Origin of the sequence: Streptomyces zhihengii, from assembly GCF_016919245.1 — a bacterium.
GTDB lineage: Bacteria > Actinomycetota > Actinomycetes > Streptomycetales > Streptomycetaceae > Streptomyces > Streptomyces zhihengii.
The window spans coordinates 4558242-4574469 of record NZ_JAFEJA010000001.1; the positions used below are offsets into that span (position 1 = coordinate 4558242).

Consider the following 16228-nt stretch of genomic DNA (forward strand, 5'->3'; position numbering starts at 1 on the left):
GGTTATGCCGCGCGACGCGCCGCGTACTCACCGATCTCGCGCATCGGCGGGCGTTCCTCCGTGTCCACCGGGTGGGTGCGCGGGACGAAGCCCTGTGCGGAACGCTCGAACTGGGTGAGCGCCGGGCGGACCAAGTGACCGCGCGCCAGTCTCAGTTGGGCGGTGCGGTAGATGGTCGCGGCCATCCGGCCGAGGGCCTGGCCGTCCTGGTGGCGGTGCAGGCGGGTGCCCACGTCGACCTGGGCGAGGGCGTCCATGCCGACCAGGTTCAGCGCGTCGACGAGCAGGCCCAGCTCGACGCCGTAGCCGACGGGGAACGGCAGTTGTTCGAGCAGCGTGCGCCGGGCCGCGTACTCGCCGCCGAGCGGCTGGACGAATCCGGCCAGTTGCGGCCAGTGCAGGTTGAGCAGCGGGCGGGCCACCAGCTCCGTCACCCGGCCGCCCTGGCCGGGTTCGTTGCCGTACGGGCGGTCGTACATCGCCTTGACGAACTGCACGTCGGGCTCGGTGAGCAGCGGGCCGACGATGCCGGAGACGAAGTCCGCGGAGAACTCGCGCAGGTCCGCGTCGACGAAGCAGACGATGTCGCCGCCGGTCGCCAGCAGCGAGCGCCACAGCACCTCGCCCTTGCCCGGCACGGCGGGCAGCCGCGGGAGGATCGCGTCGCGGTGCACCACCCGGGCGCCCGCCTCCCGCGCGACCTCGGCCGTCCGGTCCGTGGACCCGGAGTCCACGACCACCAGCTCGTCGACGAGCGGCACCGCGTCCGTCATCAGCTCGTCGCGGATCACGGTGACGATCTCGCCGACGGTGGCCTCCTCGTTCAGGGCGGGGAGGACCACGCTGACCGTGGTGTTCTGCTTGGCGGCGAGCAGCCGGCCCAGGGGGCGGTCGGCCACCGACCAGGACCGCCGGGCCAGCCAGCGCTCCACCTCATCCAGCACGTGATCTCCATCTCGCGGATCGGACGACCAGCTCAAACCGTCCGGGGGTTCGGTTACAGTCTTGAACAACGCGGACGGCCGTTGCATGTCGGGGTCGTCACGCGGACAAGCCCAACAATCGAATACCGCTCATCCAGAGGGGCAGAGGGATACGGCCCGTTGAAGCCCCGGCAACCCTCCAGCCGGTCTCGTTCTCATCAGAAGCGAGGCTCCCGGCTAGGGAAGGTGCCAAATCCGTCTCATGGCGAGATGCGCCATGAGGAAGATGAGGAGAAAGGGCCTCGCCTCCATGGCTTCACAGACTGTCGTGACCACTGCCGACACCGTCGACCTCGGACCCGCCGCCGGCCTCTCGTGCCGCGAGTGCGGCGAGCGCTTCGCCCTCGGTCCGATCTTCGCCTGCGAGATCTGTTTCGGGCCGCTCGAAGTGGCCTACGACTTCCCGAGCGGCGACCCCGAGGGCCTGCGCAAGCGGATCGAGAACGGTCCCGAGAACATCTGGCGCTACGCCCCGCTGCTGCCCGTCCCCGCCGACGTGGCCGACAAGCCGAACCTGAACCCGGGCTGGACCAAGCTCGTCAAGGCGGACAACCTCGCCCGCGAGCTGGGCGTCGAGACGGGGAAGCTCTTCGTCAAGGACGACTCCGGCAACCCGACGCACTCCTTCAAGGACCGCGTCGTCGCCCAGGCCATCGAGGCCGCGCGCGCCTTCGGCTTCACCACCCTGTCCTGCTCGTCCACGGGCAACCTGGCCGGCGCGGTGGGCGCCGCCGCCGCCCGGGCCGGGTTCCGCTCCTGCGTCTTCATCCCGCACGACCTGGAGCAGGGCAAGGTCGTCATGGCCGCGGTGTACGGCGGCGAGCTCGTCGGCATCGAGGGCAACTACGACGACGTGAACCGTTTCTGCTCGGAGCTCATCGGCGACCCGGCGGGCGAGGGCTGGGGCTTCGTCAACGTCAACCTCCGCCCGTACTACGGCGAGGGCTCCAAGACGCTGGCGTACGAGATCTGCGAGCAGCTCGGCTGGCGGATCCCGGACCAGATCGTCATCCCGATCGCCTCCGGCTCCCAGCTCACCAAGATCGACAAGGGCATCCAGGAGCTGATCAAGCTCGGGCTCGTCGAGGACCGGCCGTACAAGATCTTCGGCGCGCAGGCCGAGGGCTGCTCCCCGGTGTCGGTGGCCTTCAAGGCCGGCCACGACGTGGTGCGCCCGCAGAAGCCGGACACCATCGCCAAGTCCCTGGCGATCGGCAACCCGGCCGACGGCCCGTACGTCCTGGACATCTGCCGCCGCACCGGCGGCGCCGTCGAGGACGTCACGGACGAGCAGATCGTGGACGCGATCAAGCTGCTGGCCCGCACCGAGGGCATCTTCACGGAGACCGCGGGCGGCACCACCCTCGGTGTGGCGAAGAAGCTGATCGAGGCCGGCGCCATCGACCCGTCCCTGACCACGGTCGTCATCAACACGGGTGACGGCCTGAAGACCCTCGACGCGGTGGCCCCCACAGCGGGTATGTCCGCAGTCATCCGCCCCAACCTGGACTCTTTCCGAGAGGCTGGCCTCGCATGAGCGTCAACGTCCGCATCCCCACCATCCTGCGCACCTACACGGGCGGCCGGGCCGAGGTGAGTGCCGAGGGCGCGACCCTCGCGCAGGTCATCGAGGACCTGGAGAAGAACCACACCGGGATCGCCGCCCGCGTCCTGGACGACCAGGGCAAGCTGCGCCGCTTCGTGAACGTGTACGTGAACGACGACGACGTGCGCTTCGAGCAGGGCCTCGACACCGCGACGCCGGACGGCGCGGGCGTCTCGATCATCCCCGCCGTGGCCGGCGGCTGCTGATCCTTTCCCGCGTTTCTCGCCCGGTTCGGGGGCGAGTTACCCAGAGTTACCGAATTGCCCCCTCCGCTCGAGAAGCGGAGGGGGCAATTCTGCATGGTTAGACGCGATAGAGTCTGGGAAGCCCCCTCCGCCGACCCGGCTCGAATGCGCCCCGCACCGTAAGAATGCGGCCAAAGTCTGCGGTCGAATTGCCTTAAAAGTGCCGCTATGTCGGGCCCGACTTGCCCGGGAATTCAGCGGATTCGCAGGGATCGGCCGATCGGCCGTGCCCGGATTTCTCGTCCGACTGACCTGTTGCAGAGGGCAGTTGGGCAGATACATTCAGCCGCGGTCGACGCGTTCCGGCGCACACCCCTCCTGTCGGGGGTGAGGTCTACCCAGGGTCCGCGAAGTGCGGTCCTGCGCAAGGGCCAGTAATAGGGGAGTTAGGCATGGCTCAGGGCACCGTCAAGTGGTTCAACGCGGAGAAGGGGTACGGCTTCATCGCGGTCGACGGTGGTGCGGATGTTTTCGTCCACTACAGCGCGATCCAGATGGACGGGTACCGCACCCTTGAAGAAGGTCAGCGAGTCGAATTCGAGATCTCGCAGGGCCAGAAGGGTCCGCAGGCGGACATGGTCAAGCTCGCCGTCTGATCCGACTGATCCAGGCGCGTTCGGCCACCGACGCACTCACGCACGAGGGGCTCGCATCCCACCCGGGACGCGGGCCCCTCGTGCGTGCGCGCGTGCGCGCGGAGGCAAGCGGCCGTTCCCCGGCGGCGCTTGCGCCCTCCCGCCGCCCGGCCACCGCCCCTCACCGGGCCTTCTTCGAAGGCGCTTGCACTCTCAGGGGTCGAGTGCTAATCATTGGCGTTAGCACTCTCCCAGTGAGAGTGACAGAACTTGGATCGTTCAGGTGAGGTCGGCGAGCCGGGTGGGGCAAGGAACCACCGGGCTCGCGGACCGTCCGTCGCGGGCACCTGACGCGATCCGAAGCAATCCACCCCAGTCCGGGAGGACCACTTCACATGGCCAAGATCATCGCGTTCGACGAGGAGGCACGGCGCGGTCTCGAGCGCGGGATGAACCAGCTCGCCGACGCCGTCAAGGTCACCCTTGGCCCCAAGGGTCGCAACGTCGTCCTCGAGAAGAAGTGGGGCGCCCCCACGATCACCAACGATGGTGTGTCCATCGCCAAGGAGATCGAGCTCGAGGACCCGTACGAGAAGATCGGCGCCGAGCTGGTCAAGGAAGTCGCGAAGAAGACGGACGACGTCGCCGGTGACGGCACGACGACCGCGACGGTCCTGGCCCAGGCGCTGGTCCGCGAGGGCCTGCGCAACGTAGCCGCCGGCGCCAACCCGATGGCCCTCAAGCGCGGCATCGAGAAGGCCGTCGAGGCCGTCTCCGGTGCGCTGCTGGAGCAGGCGAAGGATGTCGAGACCAAGGAGCAGATCGCTTCCACGGCCTCCATCTCCGCCGCCGACACCCAGATCGGCGAGCTCATCGCCGAGGCCATGGACAAGGTCGGCAAGGAAGGCGTCATCACCGTCGAGGAGTCCCAGACCTTCGGTCTGGAGCTGGAGCTCACCGAGGGTATGCGCTTCGACAAGGGCTACATCTCGGCGTACTTCGCCACCGACATGGAGCGCATGGAGGCGTCGCTCGACGACCCGTACCTCCTGATCGTCAACTCCAAGGTCAGCAACGTGAAGGACCTCCTTCCGCTGCTGGAGAAGGTCATGCAGTCGGGCAAGCCCCTGCTGATCATCGCCGAGGACGTCGAGGGCGAGGCCCTGTCGACCCTGGTCGTCAACAAGATCCGCGGCACCTTCAAGTCCGTCGCCGTCAAGGCCCCGGGCTTCGGCGACCGCCGCAAGGCCATGCTGAACGACATCGCCATCCTCACGGGCGGCACGGTCATCTCCGAGGAGGTCGGCCTCAAGCTCGAGAACGCCGGCCTGGACCTGCTGGGCCGCGCCCGCAAGGTCGTCATCACCAAGGACGAGACCACCATCGTCGACGGCGCCGGTGACAGCGACCAGGTCGCCGGCCGGGTCAACCAGATCCGCGCCGAGATCGAGAACAGCGACTCGGACTACGACCGCGAGAAGCTCCAGGAGCGCCTCGCGAAGCTGGCCGGCGGCGTGGCCGTCATCAAGGCCGGTGCCGCGACCGAGGTCGAGCTCAAGGAGCGCAAGCACCGCATCGAGGACGCCGTTCGCAACGCGAAGGCGGCCGTCGAGGAGGGCATCGTCGCCGGTGGTGGCGTGGCCCTGCTCCAGGCCTCCGCGGTCTTCGAGAAGCTGGAGCTGGACGGCGACGAGGCGACCGGCGCCAACGCCGTGAAGCTCGCGCTGGAGGCCCCGCTGAAGCAGATCGCCGTCAACGGTGGTCTCGAGGGCGGCGTCGTCGTCGAGAAGGTGCGCAACCTGGCCGTCGGCCACGGTCTGAACGCCGCGACCGGCGAGTACGTCGACATGATCGCCGAGGGCATCATCGACCCCGCGAAGGTCACCCGTTCCGCTCTGCAGAACGCGGCCTCCATCGCGGCGCTGTTCCTCACCACCGAGGCCGTCATCGCCGACAAGCCGGAGAAGGCCGCCGCGCCCGCCGGCGGCGGCATGCCGGGCGGTGACATGGACTTCTGATCCGGCTCCCCGGATCGGACCCAGTCCGTCTCGTTCCGAGGGCGGCACCCCACTCCCAGGGGGTGCCGCCCTCGGGCGTTTCCGTACAACGGCGGCGCGCGGCCCGCCCGCGGGCGGGGTGGCGCGGCGCGGGTGGTGCAGCCGCCGGGGCGGGGTGGCTCAGCGCTCGTAGTGGTAGCGGCAGGCGGCGACCCGGATCTCGTCGTCGACGATCTTGTAGACGAGACGGTGCTCGTCGGTGATCCGGCGCGACCAGTAGCCCTGGAAGCCGTGCTTGAGAGGCTCTGGCTTCCCGATGCCCTCGTTGCCGTTGCGCGCGATGTCCTGGAGCAGGGTGTTGATGCGCTTCAGGACCTTGCGGTCCTGGGCCTGCCACCAGACGTAGTCGGCCCAGCTCGACTCGTCCCAGACGAACTTCACTCGGCGAGCTCCCTGATCGTCCCGCCGCCGTTCTCCAGGCGGTCGATGGAGGCCAGCAGCCGCCGTGCGTTCTCCGGGCTGCGCAGCAGATAGGCGGTCTCCTTCAGGGACTCGTACTCGGCGAGCGCGACGATCACCACGGGCTCGCGTCCGGCCCTGGTCACTATGACCTCCTCGCGGTCGTCGACCACCGCGTTCAAGGTCTCGGCGTACTTCGCGCGGGACTCGGTGTAGGTCATGGTGCGCATGGTCTGCTCCCGATAGGTACAACATCCTGTACGTACAGAAAACTGTACGTCTCGGGGGCAGTGGGCAGCAAGCCCGTCGTAAGGGCCCGGGCGGCCGATTCAGGTCGCGGGAGCCGGGTGGCTCAGCGGGGGTGGTGCAGGTCGCGCCAGGTGCGGGGGGAGATGCCGTAGGCGCGTTTGAACACCTTGCTGAAGTGGGTCGCGTCCACGAAGCCCCAGCGGCGGCCCGTCGCGGCGATGGTGCGCAGGCGGCCGTGGGGGCCGGCCAGTTCCCTGCGGCACTCGGCCAGGCGCCGTGCGCGGACATGGTCGCCGAGGCTGATGCCCGAGCGGGACAGCACGGCGTAGAGGTGCCGTACGGAGATGCCGTGCGCGGCCGCGATCCGGGCCGCCGAGAGGTCGCGGTCGGCCAGGTGCTCGCGGATCCAGGCGGTGATCCGCAGGCTCAGGGTCGCCTCCAGCGGCGCCCTGGCCCGGGCCGTGTCGCCGTGCTGGGACGTCAGGACGGCACGCAGGAGTTCGACGCTCGGCTCCACGACGGCCTCGGCGGGCGCGCCCCCGTGCAGCGCGTCGTCGTCGGCCAGCCGGGAGAAGTAGTCGAAGGCGAGCCGCGCGACGGGGTTGCCGGGGCCCAGGGCGAGCGCGCCGGTCTCCCGCAGCAGCCGGTCGGGCAGCGCGAGCGCCGCCCGGGGGAAGCGCAGGAAGTGGTGGTCCACGCCCTCGTCGAAGAGCAGGGTGTAGGGGGAGACCGACTCGTAGAGCGCGAACTCGCCCGGCCGCAGCACGCATTCGCGGCCGTTCTGCGCCACCAGGCTGGTGCCCGAGACCTGGAGGCCGAGGAAGACGGCCGGTTCCTCGTCGTCCCGGCGGGCCTGCCGTGCCGTGCGGTGGATGGTGACGGCGGTCGCCCGCGCCGAGCAGATCCGCAAGGGGCCGACGGTGCCGAGCCCGATGCGGACGGACATGTCCTCGGCGGGCGGCCCGTGGTCGATGTCGACCGCCACCACGGACTCCCACACCGCGTGCCGGACCACTTCCTCCCGGTCCCGCGGCGGTACGAAGGCGGTGTCCAGCACGGGGCTCATGCGGCCGTCCCCCGCGCGCTCGGACGGTGGGGCCGATCCGGCACCACCGCGGCCCGCTCTCTCATCCGTCCCCCTCGACGCGTACGTCTCCCGGCGCGGGACCGCCGGGATCACTGCTCGTCGGGGCGCCGGCGCCGGGCCGGCACCACCGACAACGTTTCCTGCACGGACGACACAGTCCACGACCCGCGGCATGCCTAAGGTCCGAGCCGGGACAGTCGCTGAGACGACGCCACCGACCAGAAGGGTTGCACCGTGCAACGAGAAATGACCAGACGCCGCACGCGGATGGGCGTGCTGGGTGCCGCGGCGATGCTGTTCGCCGCCGGCCTGACGGCCAGTCCGGTGATGACCACCCCGGCCCACGCGGCCTACGGCCCGTGCAACACGACGGTGAAGCGCACCGACGGGGTGGCCGTCCACAACTACTACGTGGTGCCCGCGCGCTCCGGCAACGGCCTGAGCTGCTACATGCGGTACGCGACGGGGAGCGCGAACGCGGTGACGGCTTTGCAGAAGGCCATTCTGCGTTGCTACGGCACCACTGCCGCGGCCCAGAAGATCCGCGACAGCGGCGGGGCGGACGGGTCCTACGGCACCGGCACGGTGGAGGCCGTCCGGTGGCTCCAGGCCAACCGCCTCGGCGTGAGCGCCGACGGCGTCTACGGACCGGCGACCCGTGCGGCGATGAAGTGGCCGGACTACTGGCGCGACCCGTCCAACGGGCAGATCCGGTTCATCGACTGCTACAACCCGCCGTTCTGAGCGGCTGTCACGGCCGGCCGTCCCGGCCGTGACCCCGGCTCCGACCGCCCGCCACGACCGGCCCTCCCCGGCCGTGACCCGGGCGCCCACGCGGGGCCGCCGGACCTCCTCCCTGGGGCAAACCCCCCTGGGAAGAGGCCGGTTGGCCCCGTGGGGCGATACGGCGGGACGCGAAAGGGTCGTGGCATGACGATCACACGCCCCTTCCGGCACCCCGCCGTCACCGTCGCCCTCACGCTGCCCGCGCTCGCCACCGCGCTCGTCGCGCTGCCACCCGGCCCGGCCGCCGCGGCGGCTCCCGCCCGTGCCACCGCGATCCAGTGGGGCCCGTGCACCGGCATGAGCGGGCTCGACCCGCGCCAGCAGTGCGGCACCGTCTCCGTGCCGCTCGACCACGCCGACCCGTCCGGCCCCCGGATCGACCTCGCCGTCTCCCGCATCGCCAGTGAGAAGCCCGCCGCACGCCGCGGCACCCTGCTGATCATCCCCGGCGGCCCGGGGAACGCCGGGCTGCACGAGCCCTCCCGGCGCGGACGGCAGCTCCCGCAGTCGGTGCGCGACGCCTACGACGTCGTCAGCTTCGACCCGCGCGGCACCGGACGCTCCGCCCCCGTCTCCTGCGAACTCCCGCACGAGGACCTGGCGATGGAGCGGCTGCGCCCCTGGCCCGCCGCCGACGGCTCGATCGACGCCCCCATGGCCACCGCCCGCCGGCTCGCCGACACCTGCGAGGCCGGCGACACCACGGTGCTGCGCACCGTCAGCACCCGCAACGAGGCCCGCGACATCGACCGCATCCGCGAGGCTCTCGGCGAGCGGAAGCTGTCCGCGTGGGGCGTCTCCTACGGCACGTACGCGGGGGCCGTCTACGCGCAGATGTTCCCGCACCGGACCGACCGCTGGGTCCTGGACAGCAGCGGCGACCCCGATCCGGAGCGGGTGGCGCGCGGCTGGCTCGCCAACTACGCCGTCGGCGTCGAGGACGCCTTCCCCGACTTCGCCGCCTGGGCCGCCGACCCGGCCAACCCCGACCGTCTCGCCGAGCGCGCCGAGGACGTCCGGCCGATGCTCCTGGCGCTCGCCGCCCGGCTCGACCGGGAGCCGCTCCCCTGGCCGGGCGCCAACCCCGAGGAGCTGAACGGCAACGTCCTGCGGCAGACCCTGCTCGACAGCCTCTACTCCGCGAAGCGCTTCCCGGCCCTCGCCGCGCTGATCACCGCCGCCCGGGACGGCGGCCCGCTGCCCGCGCCGAACACCCCGCCGGACGGGGCGATGCAGAACACCGTCGCCGCCTCCCTGGCCACCATCTGCAACGACGTGGACGCCTGGTCGGGCGACGGGCAGGCCGTCTACGAGAAGGACGTCGCCGACAGCCGCGCCCGTCATCCCCTGACGGCAGGCATGCCGGTCAACGTCATGCCGTGCGCCTTCTGGGACCTCGGCCCCACCGAGCCCACGACGCGCATCACCCCGCACGGCCCGTCCAACGTGCTGATGATCCAGAACGCGCGGGACGTGTCCACCCCGCTGGCCGGCGCCCGGAAGATGCGCGGTGCCTTCGGCGACCGGGCCAGGATGGTGGTCGTGGACGCGGTCGGCCACGCCGCCTACGTGGACAACGGGAACGCGTGCGGCGACGCGAAGGTCACCCGCTTCCTGCTGACGGGGGAGCGGCCGGCGCGGGACGCGTACTGCGCGGCGTAGGGCGTTTCCCGGTCGGACTCGGGGCGGCCGTCCCGCAGGTCATGACTCCTCGGGCCTGCGGGAGTTGAGTGGGAACGGGCCTCCGTCCGGAGCCCGCTCACCGCGCAGAAGAGGACACCGGAGTGACGTACGGGGGACAGGGGCCGTACGGCCCCTCGTGGCAGCCGCAGACACCGGCTCCGCCGGGACTTCCGCCGCAACCGGGGCCGTATCCGGGGCCGCGTCCGGGGCCCTACGGGCCGTATCCCGGGCCGTACGGGCCCCTTCCGCCGAATCTCCCGCCCGTCCGGCCCCCCTCGCTGTGGCGGCAGTTCCGGGACGGGGAGTGGCCGACGCTGCGCGAGCTGCTGTCGCACCTCGGGCGCGTCCACGGCTGTCTCTGGGTCCCGCTGCTCTTCTGCTTCCTGGGGCCGGTCCTGACCGTGATGGCGAGCTATCCGGTGATCCGCTCGGCCCGCCACCGCGCGCGGCTCAGCTTCCCTCCGCACCGGGGCCACGGCCCGGACGCCTCCGTCCTGCGGGTGCAGACGATCCGGGCCTGGCTGGCGGTGGGCGCGTCACTCGCGATCCTGGCCGTCTTCGGCACGTCGGAGGACTGGAACGAGGCGCAGCAGCAGTACTACCTGCGCCTGATCGCCACCCCGTGGCTGCTACTGCTCACGGCGCCGGTGGTGATGGCCCTGCTGTTCCGGAAGGCCACCCCGGCCAGGCGCACCGAGATGCGGGCACGGCTGCGTCCGGTGCTCCGGTCCGCGCTCCGGTTCTTCGGCGCGTTCACCGCCTTCGTCGTCCTGGCCGGTCTGCTGGTGCTGGTCTTCCAGGAGACGATCTCCGGCGACGGCTCGGGCGGGTCACCGGACGCGGTCCTCGTCGTGGCCGGGCTGGTGACGTACGTGGCGGTGGTGTGGCTGGGGTTCTTCCTCTGGTTCGCCTCGGGGACCGTCGTCCGCACCGCCTTCGGGACCGCCGACGTCCACCCGGCACTGCCCGCGCTGCTGACCGGCGTGCTGGTGTGGGAACTGTCCCTGATCAGCTTTGTCGTCTCCGACCTGCCGCCCGGCCCCCTGGCCGTCCAGCTCCTGGCCGTCCTGGGCGGTCCCCTGTCGGTGACCGCCGTGGCGTGGTGGGAGATCGGCCGGCTGCGACGGGCCCGGTGAGGGGGGCAGGGAGTGGCGCCGCGGGCGTGAGCGGCCCGGCGGTCAGCCGCTGTAGTCCTTCAGCTTCTCGGTGTCGAGGGTGATGGCGACTGGGGCCGGGAGGTCGACGGTGGCCCCGTAGTCGTGGACGCGCATCGACCGGTAGGTGCCGTCGCTCGGGTCCGCGTGCACCACGAGCCGGTCGGCGTCCCGGTCCACAAGGAGGTAGACGGGGATTCCGGCCTGCGCGTAGGCGTCGCGCTTCTCGACCCGGTCGCGGAGATCGGTGTCTGCGTCGTGCGAGGTCACCTCGACCGCCATCAGGACACCGGTCGGCTCCGGCCACATGCCGTCGTGCGTCACGAAGTGGTCGACAGGCGCGAGAACGGCGTCCGCGACGGCACGCCCCCGGCGGTAGGCGGAGACGCGCAGGTCCTGCTCGGGATAGAGGAGTGTGTCCGGTCGCTGCTGCATGCACTGGGTGAGCAGCCACATCACGATGGCCCGGTGGAGCTGGTCCGGCACCGGCTTGACCTGCAACTTTCCGTTGATGAGTTCGAGCTTGACCCCCTCGGGGGCCTTCGCGGCGAGTTCTTCGAAGTCCTCGACGGACATCTGGGGGTGCTCGGCGGAAATGCGGGTCATGGCGTCGCCTCCTCCCCTCCATCGTGCCCCGGTTCGGGGGCGGGTGAGCGGAAGGCTCATGAGGGTGTTCCCTCCGGGGATCGCTCCGGTGTTCGTGCCGGGGTGCGGCAGGCCGCGGCGAGGGCGTGGACGCGGGCGGCCGGGAGCGCGGGCGGGGGACCGGTGGGCACGCCCCGGCAGGAGGCGCACTTGCCACCGGTCAGCGCCCCCGCCCGGGGCGGACGGCCGCACTCGGCGCATTCGATGACGCGGACCGGGCGGGGCTTCGGCGGGGGAGCGGGCGGCAGCTTGTCGGTCAGCCGCCGGCGGGCGAGGGCCGCGGGGTGGTGGACGGTGCCCGGCAGCCCGGCCGTCAGGGCGTGCAGCACCTGGCGTTCGCCCGTCTCACGGGCGAACCACTCCTCGACGAGCGGGGCGAGGGCGGTGCAGTCCGCGTGCGACAGCGACATCGTGGGGTGCTCGCGCCCGAGGGCGGCGAGCAGGATGTACGCCCGGGAGCGGGTGGGGCGGCGGCGCTCCTCGGCGCGCTCGGCGGGGAGTTCTCCTTTGGCGTACGCGTCCCACCAGGAGTCGTCGCGCGCCGTCCGGGACCACCAGGTGCGGGTGACCCACTGCGAGGTGCCGTCCGGCGCGACCACCGACTCCAGCCCGTGCCGCAGGTGCCCGGCACGGACGAGCGCCCGCAGCACGGTGGTGATCGCCGTCTGCCCGTACGGGGTGTGCTTGGCGAGCGTCTTGATGGAGATGTCGCTGGTGTCGGGAAGCCGGTCGACGTAAGCGGCGACGGCGGCCTCGCGGGGCGTCAGATGTGCGAAGTCGTCGCCCGCGAGGGGGCCTTCCGCGGACACGGAGCGCTTGCCGTAGCCGGGATTGGCGAGGGGGTGCGGGGCATCACTAAAGTGGCTGTCAGCCATGGATCGCCTCTTGCTCGATCTCGATGGTCAGGCCCTCGTCCGGTGTTGGCGCACCGGCGGGGGCTGTTCGTTTATCGGAACCGTAGAGCGTGATGACGCTGCGTGGCAAGTCGGTCGCGGAACGTCCGCGAGCATGTCAACGGGCAGGGTGGGAGGGTGGGTTGAGGTCCCTCCCACCCCTTCCCTGAAGAAGGGTCTCGACTCTCGGCACCCGAGATCCGGGCCGCCGGTTACGGCTGCTTCAGCCCGGCGAGGAAGGTCTGCCAGACGGGCCCCGGGAAGGTGAGACGGGGCCCGTCGGGGACCTTGGAGTCGCGCACGGGGACGGTGTGCGGGGCGGGGGCGTCGGCGACTTCGAGGCAGTTGCCGCCGCTGCCATCGCTGTAGCTGGACTTGCGCCAGGAAGCGGCGACTTCGACGCAGTTGCCTCCCTCGCCGCCGCTGTAGCTGGACTTGCGCCAGATCGCCGAGGTGCGGTCGTGCTCAGGGCTGCTGCTCGTCATGCGCGTAATCCTCTGCCACTGAGGTGATCAGGGCCAAGGATGATTCCGGCGACAGCGCGCTGGCCCCGATCAGATCGTAGGCCAACTGATGCCGGGCGACGGAGGCCGGGGAGTCCTCCAACTGGCCTGTTCCCGGGCCCTCCAGGTAGGTGAGCGGAGGTGCGTCGACGAAGCTCATCAACTTGAGCGCGCCGCCCATCGAAGCGTGCGCCCCCGCGTCGAACGGCAGCACCTGCACGATGACGCGGTGGCGCCGGGCGAGGTCCGCCACGTGTCTCAGCGCCTCCGCCATGACGGCGTCGCTCCCCACGCGCCGCCGCAGCACCGCCTCGTCCAGTACAGCCCACAACAGCGGCCGTGTTGGATCCGCGAGGAGCCGCGCGCGGTCGAGCCTCGCCTCCACGAGGGCGTCGATGACGTCCTCCGTGGCCGTCGGCTGGTACGCGCGGAACACCGCCCGCGCGTACCCCTCCGTCTGGAGCAGCCCCGGGATGAGCAGGGGCGCGTACTCGCGGATGCTCTCCGCCGTCGCCTCCGCCTCCGCGGCCTCCGCGAAGTGGTCGGGGTAGCGGGACCTGCCGGACGCCTCGCAGTTGCGGGTGAAGAAGTCCGTCGTGCCCAACACCTCGTCCAGTCGGACCGCGTGCTCGCGCAGGATGCGGCGGGTGCCTGCCTCCATCTGGCCGATGTACGACCCGCTGACGAACAGCGGATCGCCGAGATCGTCCTGGGTGAGGCCGGCCTTTATGCGGGCGTGGCGCAGTTCGGCGCCGAGGAGTGCCCTCGGGGAGGTGGACGGGTCGAGATCCTTCGGTCCGGGCATGGCGCAACTCCAGGGACAGCAGGTCGCGTTGTTGGGCGTCGACTCTTCCCAGGCTAGCGGCGTGACGGACACGCTGGGTGAGGAAAGTGAACACTCAGTGGTGGAGGAATCCGGTCATGGGACAGGTTGTGCGTTCGGGGGAGCGGCTGCGGGCCGCGGAGGAGGTGGTGGCCCGGCTGAAGGACGGGCTGGACGTGGTGTCGGTGACGCTGCCGTCGTTGCGCGTCGACGTCGTCCCGCTGGCGAGTGACGCGCCGTATCCGCTCATCGAGCTGGGGCGCTGCAACCTCGACACGGCGCTGCGGCTCGCGTGCGTGCTGAAGGGGCTGGAGAAGTGAGGGCGGCGCCCGGGGCCCCGGAGCCCGGGACGTGGGCCGTCGACCGGCGGGACGGCCGCGTGGGCCGGGTGATGGCGTACTTCGGCGCGTACGGCTATCTGCGCCCGGTGGGCGGCGGGCGGGAGTGGGACTGTCCGCCGGCCGAACTGCGCCCCGCCGAGCCCTCCGAGGTGCTGCGGGCCCGGGTGCGGGTGCGCAACGCGGAGGGGCGGCTGCCGTAGCGGGTGCCGCGCGGTCAGCCGGCCCAGAGCTGGGACTGCTGGGTCGCGTCGCAGGCAGCCTTGGCGAATCCGACGTTGCTCGTCATCGCGAGGCACATGCCGTCGGCGCGGCTCTTCAGCGTGTGTCCCCCGGCCCCCCGTGCGCCGATCTGCCAGAGCTGGGCCTCCGAGCCGTTGCAGGCTTCGACCGCGAGGCCGTAGAAGGCGTTGGACTTCAGGCACTTGCCGGTCTCGCCGACCAGTTTGAACGTGGTGGACGACACCGGCTGGTAGGTCCATGTGTAGTACCGCTTGGTGCCGTTGGCCCCCGGTTCGCCGCACACCGCGTTCATGACGGAGGAGCTGCCCGAGTAGGCGTTCTTGTTCTCCGCGACGCACCGGCCGAGGGCGAGGCCCTTGAGCCGCCCGCTGGTGGAGGGGGCCGGGGGCGGCGCCGGGGCCTGGCCGCCGCCACCGGAGCCGGACCCGCCCGAGGCGCCGGAGCTGCTCGAACCGCCGGACCCGTTGCCGCCGCCTCCGTCGGAGGCGCCCGGGTCCTGGCCGTCGCCGGAGCCGCCTGCTCCCGCGCCGCCCGCGCCGCCGTCTCCGGGGACCCCGCCCGGGGCGCCGGTCGAGGGCGACGCGCTCCCGGCCGGTGACGCTCCGGGACGGGTGGGCGACGGGGAGACCCCGTCGGGCGAGGGGGCGGACGAGGCGCTTCCGGACGGCGTCGGCGAGGGCTTCGCCGAGACGCCGGGGTCCTTGCCGAGGCCCGGGATGTCGTACGGGGAGAGCGCCACGGTCAGGGTGGTGCCGGTGACCACGACGATCGGCAGCACCAGCAGCATCGTCCGCCTGCGCCGCTCGCGCGGCTTCTTCGCCGGGGGCGTGCCGGGAGTCGGGGGCACGACGGGCGGGGGCGGGACCACGGCCGGTTCGTCGTCCTCCTCCGTATCGGGGCCGAAGGCATCCTCGGGCGACCTCGCGGCGAACGCCGCGCGCTCCGCGATGCGTTCCGCGACCTGGCGCGGCCACGGGGCGGGCGAGGCGGGGGTCAGCGGGAGGGTGTGGTCGCCCGCGAGGTCGTACAGCTCCTGGGCGGTGGGCCGGTCCGCCGGGGCCTTGGCGAGGCAGCGGGTGACGATCTCGGCCAGACCGGGCACGGCCTCGGCGAGGTCGCCCATGTCGGGCTCCTCGTGCACGATGCGGTAGAGCAGTTCGAGCCCGGAGCCGTCGCCGAAGGGCGGGCGTCCGTTCGCCGCGTACAGCAGCAGGCTGCCGAGGGCGAAGACGTCGGCGGCCCCGGTGATCTGCTTGCCGGCGGTGGCCTGTTCGGGCGCCATGTAGGCGGGGGTGCCGATGACCATGCCCGTCTTGGTCAGCCGGCTCTGGTCGGCGGCGCGGGCGACGCCGAAGTCGATGAGAGTGGCGCCGGCGGTGGTCAGCATGACGTTGGACGGCTTGAGGTCGCGGTGCACCATCTCCGCCGCGTGCACCTTGCGCAGCCCGGCGGAGGCGTCCCGGAGCAGTCGCCACAGGCTCTCGGGCGGGAGCGCGCCGCCGTGCAGGCGCAGCGCCTCGCTGAGGGTGATGCCGGGGATGTACTCGGTGGCGAACCACGGGGGCCGTGCCGTGCGGTCGGACGCCAGCAGCTTGGCGCTGACACCACCGGGGAGCCGGGCGAGGTTGTCGAGCTCGTGCCCGAAGTGGCGGAGGAAGTCCTCGTCCTCGGCGAGCACCGGGAGCACCCGCTTCACGGCGGCGTACCGGCCCTCGGCCGTCCCGAGGTAGACCCGCCCCATGCCGCCGGAGCCCAGCACGCCCCGGAGACGGAACGCACCGATGCGCTGCGGGTCACCCGGGGTGAGCGGAGTGGCCCCACTGCCCTGCAAACCTGAAATGTTGTCCGGCTCCCCCTGCATGGGCGAAGCGTAACCGAGTCGCCGCGCGCGTCGGCGGAGCCGCAAACCCGTTGTTGTAGAGGACATGTGACGGTGTGTCGGATCACGCGGAAGCCGCC

At 71.6% G+C, this 16228-nt stretch carries 18 protein-coding genes and 1 riboswitch; of the genes, 9 read left to right on the forward strand and 9 right to left on the reverse strand.

Translation table 11 applies throughout. The annotated features are described in order from the left end of the window. Positions 1–2 precede the first annotated feature (2 nt). Positions 3–944: a glucosyl-3-phosphoglycerate synthase gene (locus JE024_RS19205; protein WP_205374759.1), complete on the reverse strand. Its 942-nt coding sequence runs from the start codon at positions 942–944 to the stop codon at positions 3–5. A gap of 126 nt (positions 945–1070) precedes the next feature. Then, a riboswitch (SAM riboswitch) is annotated at positions 1071–1216 on the forward strand. On the opposite strand from JE024_RS19205, the gene thrC reads away from it, so the two are divergent. The 4 genes from thrC to groL all read left to right on the forward strand — a co-directional run bounded on the left by thrC (position 1210) and on the right by groL (position 5427). Further along, the gene (thrC, locus tag JE024_RS19210) at positions 1210–2520 is read left to right on the forward strand and encodes a threonine synthase (RefSeq protein ID WP_372449817.1); all 1311 of its coding nucleotides are present in this window, start codon (positions 1210–1212) and stop codon (positions 2518–2520) included. Its footprint overlaps the riboswitch before it by 7 nt. Then, positions 2517–2795, forward strand: a complete 279-nt coding sequence (locus JE024_RS19215) for a MoaD/ThiS family protein (protein ID WP_205374761.1) — start codon at positions 2517–2519, stop codon at positions 2793–2795. Before thrC ends, JE024_RS19215 begins: the two co-directional genes overlap by 4 nt. A 431-nt stretch (positions 2796–3226) precedes the next feature. Further along, entirely contained in the window at positions 3227–3430 is a 204-nt protein-coding gene (locus JE024_RS19220; protein ID WP_005315736.1) for a cold-shock protein, read from the forward strand. 374 nt (positions 3431–3804) lie between these two features. After that, on the forward strand, positions 3805–5427 hold the full coding sequence (gene groL / locus JE024_RS19225; RefSeq protein ID WP_205374762.1) for a chaperonin GroEL: 1623 nt from the start codon (positions 3805–3807) through the stop codon (positions 5425–5427). 159 nt (positions 5428–5586) lie between these two features. Here groL and JE024_RS19230 read toward each other — a convergent pair whose 3' ends face one another. From JE024_RS19230 to JE024_RS19240, 3 genes are all read right to left on the reverse strand, one after another. Further along, positions 5587–5847, reverse strand: coding sequence for a Txe/YoeB family addiction module toxin (locus JE024_RS19230; RefSeq protein WP_205374763.1), 261 nt, complete (start codon positions 5845–5847; stop codon positions 5587–5589). Further along, a complete protein-coding gene (locus JE024_RS19235; RefSeq protein WP_205374764.1) occupies positions 5844–6095 on the reverse strand; it encodes a type II toxin-antitoxin system Phd/YefM family antitoxin in 252 nt (83 codons plus the stop codon). Before JE024_RS19235 ends, JE024_RS19230 begins: the two co-directional genes overlap by 4 nt. Before the next feature lie 122 nt (positions 6096–6217). Further along, the gene (locus JE024_RS19240; protein ID WP_205374765.1) at positions 6218–7180 is read right to left on the reverse strand and encodes an AraC-like ligand-binding domain-containing protein; all 963 of its coding nucleotides are present in this window, start codon (positions 7178–7180) and stop codon (positions 6218–6220) included. Positions 7181–7447: 267 nt separating this feature from the next. Here JE024_RS19240 and JE024_RS19245 point away from each other — a divergent pair, with 267 nt between their 5' ends. The 3 genes from JE024_RS19245 (at position 7448) to JE024_RS19255 (ending at position 10806) form a co-directional block, all read left to right on the forward strand. Further along, positions 7448–7945: a peptidoglycan-binding domain-containing protein gene (locus JE024_RS19245; protein ID WP_205374766.1), complete on the forward strand. Its 498-nt coding sequence runs from the start codon at positions 7448–7450 to the stop codon at positions 7943–7945. Positions 7946–8131: 186 nt separating this feature from the next. Then, a complete protein-coding gene (locus tag JE024_RS19250) occupies positions 8132–9649 on the forward strand; it encodes an alpha/beta hydrolase (protein ID WP_205374767.1) in 1518 nt (505 codons plus the stop codon). A 122-nt stretch (positions 9650–9771) separates the two neighbouring features. Continuing rightward, positions 9772–10806 carry a hypothetical protein gene (locus JE024_RS19255; protein WP_244882970.1) on the forward strand — a complete coding sequence of 345 codons (1035 nt, stop codon included), beginning with the start codon at positions 9772–9774 and terminating at the stop codon, positions 10804–10806. A gap of 42 nt (positions 10807–10848) precedes the next feature. Here JE024_RS19255 and JE024_RS19260 read toward each other — a convergent pair whose 3' ends face one another. From JE024_RS19260 to JE024_RS19275, 4 genes are all read right to left on the reverse strand, one after another. Beyond that, positions 10849–11430 carry a Uma2 family endonuclease gene (locus JE024_RS19260; RefSeq protein WP_205374768.1) on the reverse strand — a complete coding sequence of 194 codons (582 nt, stop codon included), beginning with the start codon at positions 11428–11430 and terminating at the stop codon, positions 10849–10851. Positions 11431–11486: 56 nt separating this feature from the next. After that, entirely contained in the window at positions 11487–12344 is an 858-nt protein-coding gene (locus JE024_RS19265) for a hypothetical protein (RefSeq protein WP_205374769.1), read from the reverse strand. A 230-nt stretch (positions 12345–12574) separates the two neighbouring features. Then, a complete protein-coding gene (locus tag JE024_RS19270; protein WP_205374770.1) occupies positions 12575–12847 on the reverse strand; it encodes a DUF397 domain-containing protein in 273 nt (90 codons plus the stop codon). Beyond that, positions 12828–13670, reverse strand: coding sequence for a helix-turn-helix domain-containing protein (locus JE024_RS19275; protein WP_205374771.1), 843 nt, complete (start codon positions 13668–13670; stop codon positions 12828–12830). Before JE024_RS19275 ends, JE024_RS19270 begins: the two co-directional genes overlap by 20 nt. A 116-nt stretch (positions 13671–13786) precedes the next feature. Between JE024_RS19275 and JE024_RS19280 the strand changes: the two genes are divergently transcribed. Together JE024_RS19280 and JE024_RS19285 are read left to right on the forward strand one after the other, a co-directional pair. Further along, a complete protein-coding gene (locus JE024_RS19280; RefSeq protein WP_205374772.1) occupies positions 13787–14008 on the forward strand; it encodes a hypothetical protein in 222 nt (73 codons plus the stop codon). Next, positions 14005–14229, forward strand: a complete 225-nt coding sequence (locus JE024_RS19285; RefSeq protein WP_205374773.1) for a hypothetical protein — start codon at positions 14005–14007, stop codon at positions 14227–14229. Before JE024_RS19280 ends, JE024_RS19285 begins: the two co-directional genes overlap by 4 nt. A gap of 14 nt (positions 14230–14243) precedes the next feature. Here JE024_RS19285 and JE024_RS19290 read toward each other — a convergent pair whose 3' ends face one another. After that, positions 14244–16130, reverse strand: a complete 1887-nt coding sequence (locus tag JE024_RS19290; protein ID WP_205374774.1) for a serine/threonine protein kinase — start codon at positions 16128–16130, stop codon at positions 14244–14246. Positions 16131–16228 lie beyond the last annotated feature (98 nt).

Bases quoted from the DNA above. Each gene is read 5' to 3' on its own strand.
- thrC (WP_372449817.1), top strand. From the start codon at position 1,210: ATGAGGAGAAAGGGCCTCGCCTCCATGGCTTCACAGACTGTCGTGACC.
- JE024_RS19215 (WP_205374761.1), top strand. From the start codon at position 2,517: ATGAGCGTCAACGTCCGCATCCCCACCATCCTGCGCACCTACACGGGC.
- JE024_RS19220 (WP_005315736.1), top strand. From the start codon at position 3,227: ATGGCTCAGGGCACCGTCAAGTGGTTCAACGCGGAGAAGGGGTACGGC.
- groL (WP_205374762.1), top strand. From the start codon at position 3,805: ATGGCCAAGATCATCGCGTTCGACGAGGAGGCACGGCGCGGTCTCGAG.
- JE024_RS19235 (WP_205374764.1), bottom strand. From the start codon at position 6,095: ATGCGCACCATGACCTACACCGAGTCCCGCGCGAAGTACGCCGAGACC.
- JE024_RS19240 (WP_205374765.1), bottom strand. From the start codon at position 7,180: ATGAGCCCCGTGCTGGACACCGCCTTCGTACCGCCGCGGGACCGGGAG.
- JE024_RS19245 (WP_205374766.1), top strand. From the start codon at position 7,448: ATGACCAGACGCCGCACGCGGATGGGCGTGCTGGGTGCCGCGGCGATG.
- JE024_RS19250 (WP_205374767.1), top strand. From the start codon at position 8,132: ATGACGATCACACGCCCCTTCCGGCACCCCGCCGTCACCGTCGCCCTC.
- JE024_RS19260 (WP_205374768.1), bottom strand. From the start codon at position 11,430: ATGACCCGCATTTCCGCCGAGCACCCCCAGATGTCCGTCGAGGACTTC.
- JE024_RS19265 (WP_205374769.1), bottom strand. From the start codon at position 12,344: ATGGCTGACAGCCACTTTAGTGATGCCCCGCACCCCCTCGCCAATCCC.
- JE024_RS19270 (WP_205374770.1), bottom strand. From the start codon at position 12,847: ATGACGAGCAGCAGCCCTGAGCACGACCGCACCTCGGCGATCTGGCGC.
- JE024_RS19275 (WP_205374771.1), bottom strand. From the start codon at position 13,670: ATGCCCGGACCGAAGGATCTCGACCCGTCCACCTCCCCGAGGGCACTC.
- JE024_RS19280 (WP_205374772.1), top strand. From the start codon at position 13,787: ATGGGACAGGTTGTGCGTTCGGGGGAGCGGCTGCGGGCCGCGGAGGAG.
- JE024_RS19290 (WP_205374774.1), bottom strand. From the start codon at position 16,130: ATGCAGGGGGAGCCGGACAACATTTCAGGTTTGCAGGGCAGTGGGGCC.